Source organism: Pseudarthrobacter sp. fls2-241-R2A-168 (assembly GCF_030209335.1).
Taxonomy (GTDB): domain Bacteria; phylum Actinomycetota; class Actinomycetes; order Actinomycetales; family Micrococcaceae; genus Arthrobacter.
The window spans coordinates 63,394-74,368 of record NZ_JARVSG010000030.1 but is presented as its reverse complement, the minus strand read 5'-3'; the positions used below and the strand labels follow the sequence as shown (position 1 = coordinate 74,368).

Sequence of the window (10,975 nt, the reverse complement as noted above, 5' to 3'; positions counted from 1 at the left end):
CAGAGCATTCGACTGTTAATCGAAGGGTTGCTGGTTCAAGTCCAGCAGGAGGAGCGCGCAATCCCCGCTCCGGGCTTCCCGGAGCGGGGATTTTTTATGCCCGCATGCGGCTGGTGGGCCCGCAAAACCGTCGATTTCACATTGGTGCCGATCCTTTGCTAATGTCATACCTGCTTCATTCCTCCTTAGCTCAATTGGCAGAGCATTCGACTGTTAATCGAAGGGTTGCTGGTTCAAGTCCAGCAGGAGGAGCAACCCAAAAAATCCCCGTTCCTTCCCTTGGAAGGAGCGGGGGTTTTTCTTTCAGACAAAGTCCATCTCCACCTGCAGGAAGCGCTCTGCCTCCGCGATCGCGGCCAGGAACGCCTCCTTTTCGGTGGGGGACTTGCGCGGCTGGCGCGGGCTCCATTCGTGCGGTGCGGAATGGACACGCACGAATCCAGTTTCCGGCGGCGCATAGAAGATGCCGAACCTCTGAACGGGCCATTCCGGAGAGGTTTCGGGGGCCACCAGGAGCGCTGCATTAAAAGCCGGGTTATACCACTGGGCGATCGGCCGGCGGCGGTCTTCGGTGAACAGTCCCGCCGCATAGAGGGCCGCCGACTGCTCGCCGCTCTGCGCACACAACCGCTCCCACCACAGTGGCAGGATCCCGGTATCGCACCGTTGCCACGTGGCCGGGAGCTGCGGTTGATCCTGCCAGCTTGGCACAAACAACATTTTATCGCGGGAGGGGCGTTCAGCGGCAGACGGCGCGGTACCGGCACGCAGACGCGAAAGAAGGCCTAGGGGCGGTTCCAGGGGCCCGGATTGACCCGGTACAGCAACGCGGAGCCAACCAGCATGCCCAGCACAATGCCCATGGCGGGATTGCCCAGGGCGCGCCCCGCGAAATAGCCCACAACGGCGCCCAGCACCGCCCCGAGGAAGAGTCCCCGGCGGTTCCGGTGCGGCTTGCGCCTGGCAGGTTTCTTTGGCATCAGGAGGGCATCGGCAGTCAGTGGATGGATGGGACGGTCCGCGGCCGGACCACGAGCCACAAAGCCGCGATGGCCAGCAGGATGCAGGCGGCCTGGACGGCGCCCATCGGGGTGGCGCTGGTGATGCCCAGCCAGCCGACCACCGGCGAGATGAGGCCGGCGGTCAGGAAGGTCGCGGCACCCAGCAGCGAGGCGGCAGTGCCGGCCTGGCCCGCGTGGCCGGCCAGGGCGAGGACCTGGACGCAGGGGAACATAAAGCCGGTGCCCATGATGTAGAACCACAGGGGGACCATAACGCCCCACAGTCCCAGCCCGAGCTGGTCGAACACCACGATCAGCAGTGCCATGAGGAAGGTCCAGGCGGTGGCTCCGGCAAGGATCCACTGCGGCGGCACCCGCCGGATGAGGCGGGAGCTGGTCTGGATGCCGGCCACGATGCCCAGTGAATTGATGCCGAAAAGCAGGCCGTACTCCTGCGCTGAGAAGCCAAACACGTCCTGGAACAGGAAGGGGGAGGCCGAAAGGTAGGTGAACAGCCCGCCGAAGTTCAGGCCGGCCACCATAAGCAGGCCAACAAAGATCCTGTCGCTGAACAGGATGCCGTAGCGCTGGCGCATCGTCATGCCGCTCTGCCGGCGCTTTTCCGGGGGCAGCGTCTCGCGGACCAGGAACAGGGCGGCGACAATGACCAGGGTGCCGTATGAGGCAAGGAACACAAAGATCCCCGGCCACGCCATCACCAGGAGCAGCTGTGAACCGATCACGGGAGCCAGGATCGGTGCCAGCCCATTGACCAGGGACATACGCGAAAACATCTTGACCATGGCGTAACCGGAGAAGAGGTCCCGCACCATGGCCATGGCCACCACACCCCCGCCGGCTGCCCCCACACCCATCAAAACGCGGAAGATGCCCAAGGTAGTGATGTCGGTGGACAGCGCGGCGCCAAGCGAGGCCGCAATATGCAGTGCCGTCGCCAGGATCAACGGCATCCGCCGGCCCACCTTGTCGCTGAATGGCCCCACCACGAGCTGGCCGAAGGCAAAACCCACCGTGGTCCCGGCCAGTGTCAGCTGGACCTGGGCTTCGGTGACGCCCAGGCTCGCCTCGAGGGCGGGAAAGGCTGGAAGGTAAAGGTCGATCGTGAACGGACCCAGGGCAGTCAGGGCGCCGAGCAGGAGGATATACAGGAGTTTGCGGCGGCGGCTCAACAGATCGCCCGGATTGCTGGGAATGGTCACGATGATCAATCCTAGGCCCGGGATAACAGATTTTTGCAGCGTTGTAGGCCGCGCCGTCCGGCAAGCCCCGGAGTCCGCCATTGAACTGAATGATACTTTTGGGGGCGGGGACGGTGCAGCTGCACTCTCCCGCAGCACATGGAAGCCGAATCCACCATGAAACAGTAAGGCGGGACCGATGAGCGGACGTCACAGCGGGCGGACCAGCCAGGGAGTGCGCATCGCCGCGCTGCCCGGGACGCTTAAACTCCTTTTCCGGTTGGCGCCCCGCCAGCTCAACGACGAGATCGCCTTCGCAAAGATTGAGCTGAAGCGTAAAGGTGTCCAGGTTGGAGTTGCTTCCGCTTTCCTCGCTGTGGCCCTGGTCTTTGTCCTCTTCCTCGTGGTGGCACTGATCGTTGCCGCCATCATGGGACTGGCCACCATCATGCCCGCCTGGCTGGCCGCACTGCTGGTTTCCGCGGCGTTCCTGCTGATTGCACTCATCGGCGGCCTGATCGGCGTCAGCAGGTTCAAGAAGGCCATGCCGCTGCTGCCGGAGGAGACCATCCGCGGCATCAAGCACGATATTGGCGTTGCCAGGGAGGGATCTGCCTTCAACCCTGCGGTCCTGGACCCCCAGAGTCCCGAGGCAAAAGCTGCCAAGGCAGCCAAGGCGGAAGCCGCCGCGAAGGCCAAGGCTGAAAAGGAAGCCAAGGCCGCAGAGCATAACAAGGAATTCCCGCAGGCCTCCGAGCCGGAAATCGCCCGCCGCCTAGGCCAGCGCCGCCACCACCTCGCCGAAGTCCGCGACGATCTCGGCGATGAACTCGATGTCAAAACCCAGGCCCGGTTCCTTTTGGCTGCTGCGCAGGTCAAGATGCGTGAGGGCCAGGTTCTGGCCGCCCGGAGCAAAGACCTCGCCGCGAGCCGGCTGGCCGGTCTCTCGGAATCCACCGGAGGCCTGGGTGCGCGGTGGAAACCTCTGGCTGCCCTTGCGGCCGCCGGGACCGTGTTGGTTGTGCTGGTCCGCAAGCTCCTCCGGACGTACTAGCCCCGGCCACACTGAGGCTGCTCCGGCAGCCCGGCAAGACAAAGACAGTTGCACAGGGACACGAATCGTTAGTACGCGCCGCAGGGCAGCAGGAAGGAAAGGGGACGGGATGAAGTTCATCGGTGCCGGCTCCCGTCCCGGCCGCCCCCAGGTCGACCACGACCGCGTCTTCACCATCCCCAACCTGCTCACCGTTGTGCGGTTTATGGGCGTGCCGCTGTTCATTTGGCTGGTCTTGGCACAAAAGCAATACGCCGCAGGCGTGGTGGTTTTGGCGGTTATGGCCGGAACGGACTGGATCGACGGGTACGTTGCCCGCCGCTTCGACCAGGCCTCGAAGCTCGGCCGGGTCCTGGACCCCATCGCCGACCGCCTGGCTCTGATCGCCGTCGCCGTCACGCTGGTGATTGCCGGCGTCGTCCACTGGCTCTACCTTGCCGCGCTGGTGGTCCCGGACGCCATCCTGCTGGCCCTGACGCTGTCCTTCTTCCGCGGCCACCCGGATCTTCCGGTCAGCATTGTGGGAAAGGTCCGCACCGGCCTGCTGCTTCTGGGCACTCCGCTGCTGGTCCTCTCGCGACTGGATACGAAATTCTCTGATGAGCTGTTCGTGGCAGCGTGGATTGTGCTGGGCCTGGGCCTGATCGGCCACTGGATAGCCGCCTACAACTATTTCTGGGCCATTCTGCGCAAGGGCAGAAGGCTGCATCACGACGGCGGGACCGCCTGATGGTCTGGCTCGCCGTGGTACTCGCGGTGCTGGGTGCGTTCTGCCTGGCTTTGGGTGCGCAGCGCCAGGGGAGTGCGGTCAAGGCCGACACCGGGGGATTAGCCCTGAGCTCGAACGGGTTCCTCCGCCTGTTGAGGAACCCGCGCTGGGTGTTCGGCCTCCTCCTGCTGGGCGCCGGAATGGCGATGAACGCTGTTGCCCTTGTCTCTGCCCCGCTGACCGTCGTCCAGCCCATCGGGGCCATCGCGCTCGTCATCACCACCATCATCAATGCCAAGGACCAGGACCTGACGATCAACCGTGCAACGGTGGTTGCCATCTCGGCCTGTGTGACAGGCTCGGCACTCTTTGTCATCCTCGCGGTCAACGTCACCCAGGAAAACCACCACGTAAGCTTCGCCGACGAACTGACGATCGTCCTGCTGCTGGCCCTCGCCGTCGGACTCTTCGGCACTTTGGCGGTCATGTTCAAGCACCGGATCAACGCCTTCGTCTACATCCTGGGGGCCGGGGTGCTTTTTGGATTCGTGGCCGTACTCACCCGGATCATCGGCAAGCACCTGCTCGATCCCAACGGGCTCTTCCTGCTGAACGTGCAGTGGTACTCAGTGGTGGCCCTCATCGCCGCAGGTGGACTGGGGTCATGGTTTGTCCAAAACGCCTACTCCTCAGGGCCGCCGGACCTGGTGATAGCAGGACTCACGGTGATTGATCCCTTAGTGGGAATCGCCATCGGGATTGTCATCCTCGGCGAACTCCGTCCGGATGTGCACGCCGTAATGGCCATTGCCATGGGAACTGCCGCATCGCTTGCTATCGTGGGGGTAATCGCCCTTTCCAGGCACCACCCCGAGGTCACCAAGCGCAAGAAGGACGCGCCGCGGGCCGCGGGCAAGCCGACCCTGTAGTCCTGTCCGCCATTCCTGTCCATCCAGTCCCTTCCAGCCAGCAAATACACGAGGCCCCGGCGCCAGCCGCGGCCGGCCGTGCTGTCAGTACACGCTGTCCGCACCGTGACCATCAGGAGCCCTCCACGTGACCACGCCCGCAGACCAGCGACCCCTGACCATCCTGATAGCTGCCGACACCTACCCGCCGCACATCAACGGCGCAGCCCAGTTCGGCTACCGCCTTGCGAAGGGAATGTCCGGCCGCGGCCACAACGTGCACGTGCTGGCCTGCCGTGCGGACAACGGCAAGAGCTTCACCGAGTTCCGCTCGGAGGCAACCGTCCACCGGCTCCGCTCGCATGGCGTCCCCACGCACGAGTACTTCCGGATCTGCTTCCCTTGGGAAATCAAGAAGGTAATCAGCCTCCTCTTCGACCGCGTCCAGCCCGATGTGGTGCACATCCAGAGCCACTACATGATCGGCGAGCACGTCCTCTATGAAGCTGTCCGGCGAGGCATCCGCATCGTTGCCACCAACCACTTCATGCCGGAAAACCTCAACCCGTTCCTTCCCTTTCCCCAGTGGTTCAAGAACATCATCGGGCGCATCTCCTGGAAGGACATGGGCAAGGTCATGGGCCAGGCCGATGTGGTGACCACCCCCACCCCGCTGGCGGCCAAGGCCATGCACCAGCATGCCTTCCTGCGCAAAGTCCTTCCGCTGTCCAACGGCATCGACTCCGCCGCCTACGAACTGCAGACCGGCGAACAGATCGAGCCGCACGCCCACCCCACAGTGTTGTTCGTGGGCCGCCTGGCGGAGGAAAAGCATGTGGATGTGCTGATCGAGGCCATCGGTAAAACGCCGGCAGAGCTGAAGGTGCACCTGGAGATCGTGGGCGGCGGCGAGGTGCGGTCCAACCTCGAAAACCTCGTCCAGCGGCTCGGGCTGGGGGACCGGGTGAAGTTCCTGGGCCTGGCCAGTGACGAGGAGCTGCGGAAGGCCTACATCCGGGCGGACCTGTTCTGCATGCCCGGCACAGCAGAGCTTCAGTCGCTGGTCACCCTGGAGGCGATGTCGGCGTCCACCCCGGTGGTATTGGCAGACGCCATGGCCCTGCCGCACCTGGTCCGCGACGGCGAAAACGGATATCTGTTCACCCCTGGTGACAGCGACGACCTGGCCAAAAAGATCACCCTGATCCTGGAGCTGCCCGCGGACCAGCGCGCAGCCATGGGCCAGGTCAGCCGGCAGATGGTGGAACCGCACAGCATCCAGGGAACCCTGCAGACCTTCGAGGACCTCTACCGCGGCGCCGGATTCGAAGACAAGGTGGTCTAAACGCCTTCCGGGGTTTGCTAGAGTGTTTTTGCCCTGCTGCCGACCACTGTTGGTGGGAGATCCGGGGCATCAAGGGGCTATAGCTCAGCTGGTTAGAGCGCGGGACTCATAATCCTAAGGTCCTCGGTTCAAGTCCGAGTAGCCCTACTTTCAACACCGCGGAAACCGCGGCCGGTGCACATCGCCGGCCGCGGTTTTTCTTTTCTTGCAGCCAAAACCGGGACGCTCCATCACCTCCCGCAACATTCCGGGTAACGCCCCATCACCTTCCGTCCTGTTCCGGGTGACGCCCCATCACCCCCCCGCAACATTCCGGCGAACGCCCCATCAGTGTTTCGAGCTTTCCCTCGGTGGGGCCGAACGCGTGCCTGGCGACGCCGCCGTCGAGCCCCATCCTCCAAGTGATAGAGCCATGCTCCAAAACCTGCAGGAGGTGATGGGGCGTTGGGGTGGATGCTGCAGGAGGTGATGGGGCGTTGGGGTGGATGCCGCAGGAGGTGATGGGGCGTTTGGGGGAGGAAGCATGTCCTTATCCCGGCCTTTCGTAAGAGCCCCGGATACGGTATGTTACTGACCAGTAACATACCGTGCTCATTCCGCGAGCCCCGGTCACCGCTGATCCCTTGCGAGGTAACCATGTCCACGTCCGATTCCAACCTCAGCCTGCCCTACGCCGACGGCGACTTCTATGCCTTCGAACAGATGCTGAGCGCCAAAGAGCAGGACCGGCTGGCGGAGGTCCGGGACTTCCTAGCCCGCGAGGTCAAGCCGATCGCCGTGGACTGCTGGAACCGTGGCGAATTCCCCATGGAGCTGATTCCGAAGCTCGCCGATATCGACCTGGTCAGCCCGGTCCGGCGGCAAGGCCATTCCAATCTCTTCGCTGGCCTGATGCACGCCGAGGTGACCCGTGCCGACGCTTCCATCTCCACTTTTATGGGTGTGCACGACGGACTCTTTACCGGTTCCATCGAAGCCCTGGCCTCCCAGGAGCAAAAGGACGCCTGGCTTCCCGACATCTATTCACTTCGGAAAATCGGGGCTTTCGGCCTGACCGAACCGCTGGGCGGATCGGATGTGGCCGGCGGGACCCGCACCACTGCCAAGCGCGAGGGGGACTCCTGGATCCTCAACGGCGCCAAGCGCTGGATTGGTAACGCCACCTTCTCTGACTGGGTGGTCATTTACGCACGCGACGTCGACGACAACCAGGTCAAAGGGTTCCTGGTGGACACCACGCTGGAGGGCTTCAGCGCGGCGAAGATCGAGAACAAGATCGCCCTCCGGACCGTCCAGAACGCCGACATCACCCTGGAAAACGTGGTAGTCCCGGACTTTTACAAGCTGGCGCACGCCAACAGCTTCCGGGACGTCAACAAAGTCCTCAAGGTCACCCGCCTTGGGGTCGCCTGGCAGGCTGTGGGCCAGCAGCTGGCAGCCTTCGACGTGGCGCGCCGCTACGCGGTGGAGCGCCACCAGTTCGGCCGGCCCCTTGCCTCCTTCCAGCTGGTCCAGAGCCAGCTCGTACAGATCCTGGGCAATGCCGTCAGCTCCATGGGCATGATGGTCCGGCTCTCCCAGCTTGAGGATGCCGGCGAGGCGAAGGACGAGCAGTCCGCCTTGGCGAAGGCCTTCACCACGGCCAGGATGCGTGAAAGCGTGGCCATCGGCCGGAACATCCTGGGCGGCAACGGCATCGTGACTGACTTTGAGATGGCAAAGATCTTCGCCGACGCCGAAGCCATCTACTCGTACGAGGGAACCCACGAGATCAACACCCTGGTGACAGGCCGGGCGATCACGGGAATATCCGCCATCGTCTGACCAGGCATGTCACCAGGTGGCTGGCCTCCGGCTGAGGTACGTCGCTGCCTGCTAGCCCAGCGGCAGCAGGATGGACGGCCGCAGGTCCATGACGAACTGCAGCGGATTGACGTAGTCGTCGCCGCGCCGGACGCCCCAGTGCACACAGGACGCGGCGGCGCAGTGGCCTGGCTTGAGCGTCCCGAGCACCTCCCCGGTGGCTACCATGCTGCCGGCGGTCAAGGTACTCTCCACGGGTTCGAAGCTGCTGCGTAATCCGTTGCCGTGGTCTATGGTGATCACCGGCCGGTCCACCACCACGCCCACGAAGCTGACGGTGCCCGCCGCCGGCGAAGTGACCTCTGCGCCGTCGGACACCGCCCCCAGGTCTACACCGCGGTGACCGCTGAGCCAGGGCTTGGGCGGCGGATCAAAATCCCGCAGCACGTTGGGGCGCGGGGCGAGCGGCCACCTCCACGACGGCGCTGCGACGGTGGCGGAAACTTCCGTCTGATGCGCCGCAGTGGAGGGTGCCGGGCCGAACGCCAGTACCTCCCCGGCCGGGGCCAAGGAGGCGGGCAGCAGGAGCAGGGCCGCAAGCAGTGCCGATGGTTTCATGAATCCAGCGTGCGCGGGTTGAAAAGCTGCCGGCAGGGCCAGGTTCCCGTATGTGGAAAAAGCACGTCGACGCCGTCGTCCAAACCTTTCTGCATGTCCTCCGCGTGCGGGGGCCTGTAGTACACTTGATGGAGCAGTTTGCTGCGCCCTCAACGCTTTCCGTCCAGCGTCTATCCCAAAGGTTCTTCCTACGGTATATGCCCCTGTCCGGCCTGCGTCGGCACATCTCATTCAGGAGTGTGGGGGAGCGGCGGCTGACTACGCGCGTCCAGCCCTTTTCGGAGGATCGGACTTCCTGCGGTCAGGACCACGGTCCTGATGGGAAGCACGATGGACGCCAGGAGCACGGCCCGCCCGGGCCACGCTAATCAACCGTCAACTATTGGCAGGGTAAGAAGCCCCAGGGGTTTCTCATGAATGACCTGCCGGAAGGAGCGTCGGCATGCCCGTCGTAACTATGCGCCAGCTGCTTGACAGCGGCGTCCACTTTGGACACCAGACCCGCCGTTGGAACCCGAAGATGAAGCGCTTCATCTTCACCGAGCGCAACGGCATCTACATCATTGACCTGCAGCAGTCGCTGTCCTACATCGACCGCGCCTACGAGTTCGTGAAGGCCACCGTTGCACACGGCGGCACCGTGCTCTTCGTCGGTACCAAGAAGCAGGCCCAGGAAGCAATTGCCGAGCAGGCAACCCGCGTGGGCCAGCCGTACGTGAACCAGCGTTGGCTCGGCGGTATGCTGACCAACTTCCAGACCGTCGCCAAGCGCATCCAGCGCATGAAGGAACTCGAAGAGATCGACTTCGACGACGTCGCCGGCTCCGCTTACACCAAGAAGGAGCTCCTGCTCCTCAAGCGTGAACTCACCAAGCTCGAGTCCAACCTCGGCGGTATCCGCAACCTGACCAAGGCACCCTCCGTGCTCTGGATCGTGGACACCAAGAAGGAACACCTCGCCGTTGATGAGGCCAAGAAGCTGAACATCCCGGTTGTGGCCATCCTGGACACCAACTGCGATCCGGACGAGGTCGACTTCCCGATCCCGGGCAACGACGACGCCATCCGCTCCGTGAACCTCCTGACCCGCGTTGTTGCCGACGCCGTTGCCGAGGGCCTCATCGCCCGCAACAACCGCGGCACCGGCGCCACGGAAGCTCCGGAAGAGCCGCTGGCCGAGTGGGAGCGCGAACTCCTCGAAGGCAGCAAGGCTGAAGAGGCTGCCGCTCCCGCTGCCGAGGAAGCCCCGGCTGCTGCCGAGGCTCCCGCCGCAGAGGCAGCTCCGGTTGCCGAAGCTCCGGCTGAAGACGCCAAGTAACACAAGTACATCCGGATTTCCCGGTGCCGCGTGCGGCGCCGGAGCAGCTGACAGGATGGCGGCCCACTTTCGTGGGCTGCCGTCCTGTCGGTCCGTACACCACAACACATTTCTAGACAGAGGGGTTCACATGGCGAACTACACTGCCGCGGACATCAAGGCCCTGCGCGAGCGCACCGGCGCCGGCATGATGGACGTCAAGAAGGCTCTTGACGAAGCCAACGGTGACGCCGAGAAGGCCATCGAAATCATCCGCATCAAGGGCCTCAAAGGCGCTACCAAGCGCGAAGGCCGCTCCACTGCTGAAGGCCTGGTGGCCGCAAAGGTCAGCAACGGCGTCGGCGTGATGATCGAAGTCAACTGCGAGACCGACTTCGTGGCCAAGGCCGACAAGTTCATCCAGCTGGCCGACAAGGTCCTGGCCGTTGCCGTCGAGTCCGGCGCAGCCGATCTCGAGACCCTGCTGGCCACCGAAGTTGACGGCAAGCCGCTCTCCGAGGTCGTCGTCGAAGAAGGCGCCGTCCTGGGCGAAAAGGTTGTTGTCCGCCGCATCTCCCGCGTTGAGGGTGCAACGGTTGACGCCTACCTGCACAAGACCTCCAAGGACCTCCCGGCCCAGGTTGGCGTGCTGTTCGCCGTCGACGGTGAAGGCGAAGCCGCTGCCACCGCCGCCCACGATGTTGCAGTCCACATCGCTGCCATGGCCCCGAACTACCTGACCCGCGAGGACGTTCCGTCCGACCTGGTTGAGTCCGAGCGCCGCATCGCCGAAGAGACCGCAAAGGCCGAGGGCAAGCCCGAAGCCGCACTCACCAAGATTGTGGAAGGCCGCGTGACCGGCTTCTACAAGGGTGAGGTGCTGGTTGACCAGGCATTCGCCAAGGACGCCAAGAAGTCCGTGGCACAGGTCCTCGAAGAGGCCGGTGTCAAGGGAACCGCGTTCACGCGTTTCCGCGTCGGCTCCTAGCCGGTACTGCAAGGGGGTGGCCACTTCGGTGGCCGCCCCTTTTGCATGCAACG

At 64.0% G+C, this 10,975-nt stretch carries 11 protein-coding genes and 2 tRNA genes; 9 read left to right on the top strand and 4 right to left on the bottom strand.

Annotation, left to right across the window (positions count from 1 at the left end; translation table 11 throughout):
* The first annotated feature begins 179 nt into the window (after positions 1 to 179).
* Positions 180 to 252 (top strand) — tRNA-Asn (locus tag QRN11_RS15960).
* A 51-nt stretch (positions 253 to 303) separates the two neighbouring features.
* On the opposite strand, the gene QRN11_RS15955 is transcribed toward QRN11_RS15960, so the two are convergent.
* The 3 genes from QRN11_RS15955 to QRN11_RS15945 all read right to left on the bottom strand — a co-directional run bounded on the left by QRN11_RS15955 (position 304) and on the right by QRN11_RS15945 (position 2,227).
* On the bottom strand, positions 304 to 711 hold the full coding sequence (locus QRN11_RS15955) for a hypothetical protein (RefSeq protein WP_285313552.1): 408 nt from the start codon (positions 709 to 711) through the stop codon (positions 304 to 306).
* A gap of 74 nt (positions 712 to 785) precedes the next feature.
* A complete protein-coding gene (locus QRN11_RS15950; RefSeq protein ID WP_091418240.1) occupies positions 786 to 980 on the bottom strand; it encodes a hypothetical protein in 195 nt (64 codons plus the stop codon).
* Between the two features lie 17 nt (positions 981 to 997).
* The gene (locus QRN11_RS15945) at positions 998 to 2,227 is read right to left on the bottom strand and encodes a multidrug effflux MFS transporter (protein WP_091418515.1); all 1,230 of its coding nucleotides are present in this window, start codon (positions 2,225 to 2,227) and stop codon (positions 998 to 1,000) included.
* 172 nt (positions 2,228 to 2,399) lie between these two features.
* Here QRN11_RS15945 and QRN11_RS15940 point away from each other — a divergent pair, with 172 nt between their 5' ends.
* The 6 genes from QRN11_RS15940 (at position 2,400) to QRN11_RS15915 (ending at position 8,040) form a co-directional block, all read left to right on the top strand.
* Entirely contained in the window at positions 2,400 to 3,254 is an 855-nt protein-coding gene (locus tag QRN11_RS15940) for a phage holin family protein (protein ID WP_285313551.1), read from the top strand.
* A 109-nt stretch (positions 3,255 to 3,363) separates the two neighbouring features.
* On the top strand, positions 3,364 to 3,984 hold the full coding sequence (locus tag QRN11_RS15935) for a CDP-alcohol phosphatidyltransferase family protein (protein WP_091418237.1): 621 nt from the start codon (positions 3,364 to 3,366) through the stop codon (positions 3,982 to 3,984).
* Positions 3,984 to 4,892 carry a DMT family transporter gene (locus tag QRN11_RS15930; RefSeq protein WP_091418235.1) on the top strand — a complete coding sequence of 303 codons (909 nt, stop codon included), beginning with the start codon at positions 3,984 to 3,986 and terminating at the stop codon, positions 4,890 to 4,892. The genes QRN11_RS15935 and QRN11_RS15930 overlap by 1 nt, the downstream gene beginning before the upstream one ends.
* A gap of 127 nt (positions 4,893 to 5,019) precedes the next feature.
* Positions 5,020 to 6,216, top strand: coding sequence for a glycosyltransferase (locus QRN11_RS15925; protein ID WP_285313550.1), 1,197 nt, complete (start codon positions 5,020 to 5,022; stop codon positions 6,214 to 6,216).
* Positions 6,217 to 6,289: 73 nt separating this feature from the next.
* Positions 6,290 to 6,363: transfer RNA gene (locus QRN11_RS15920), tRNA-Ile, on the top strand.
* 489 nt (positions 6,364 to 6,852) lie between these two features.
* Positions 6,853 to 8,040, top strand: coding sequence for an acyl-CoA dehydrogenase family protein (locus QRN11_RS15915; protein WP_285313549.1), 1,188 nt, complete (start codon positions 6,853 to 6,855; stop codon positions 8,038 to 8,040).
* A gap of 51 nt (positions 8,041 to 8,091) precedes the next feature.
* On the opposite strand, the gene QRN11_RS15910 is transcribed toward QRN11_RS15915, so the two are convergent.
* The gene (locus tag QRN11_RS15910; RefSeq protein ID WP_285313548.1) at positions 8,092 to 8,637 is read right to left on the bottom strand and encodes a M23 family metallopeptidase; all 546 of its coding nucleotides are present in this window, start codon (positions 8,635 to 8,637) and stop codon (positions 8,092 to 8,094) included.
* A 442-nt stretch (positions 8,638 to 9,079) separates the two neighbouring features.
* On the opposite strand from QRN11_RS15910, the gene rpsB reads away from it, so the two are divergent.
* The gene (gene rpsB, locus QRN11_RS15905; protein WP_091418229.1) at positions 9,080 to 9,955 is read left to right on the top strand and encodes a 30S ribosomal protein S2; all 876 of its coding nucleotides are present in this window, start codon (positions 9,080 to 9,082) and stop codon (positions 9,953 to 9,955) included.
* A gap of 130 nt (positions 9,956 to 10,085) precedes the next feature.
* Positions 10,086 to 10,922 carry a translation elongation factor Ts gene (tsf, locus tag QRN11_RS15900; protein ID WP_009357886.1) on the top strand — a complete coding sequence of 279 codons (837 nt, stop codon included), beginning with the start codon at positions 10,086 to 10,088 and terminating at the stop codon, positions 10,920 to 10,922.
* Positions 10,923 to 10,975 lie beyond the last annotated feature (53 nt).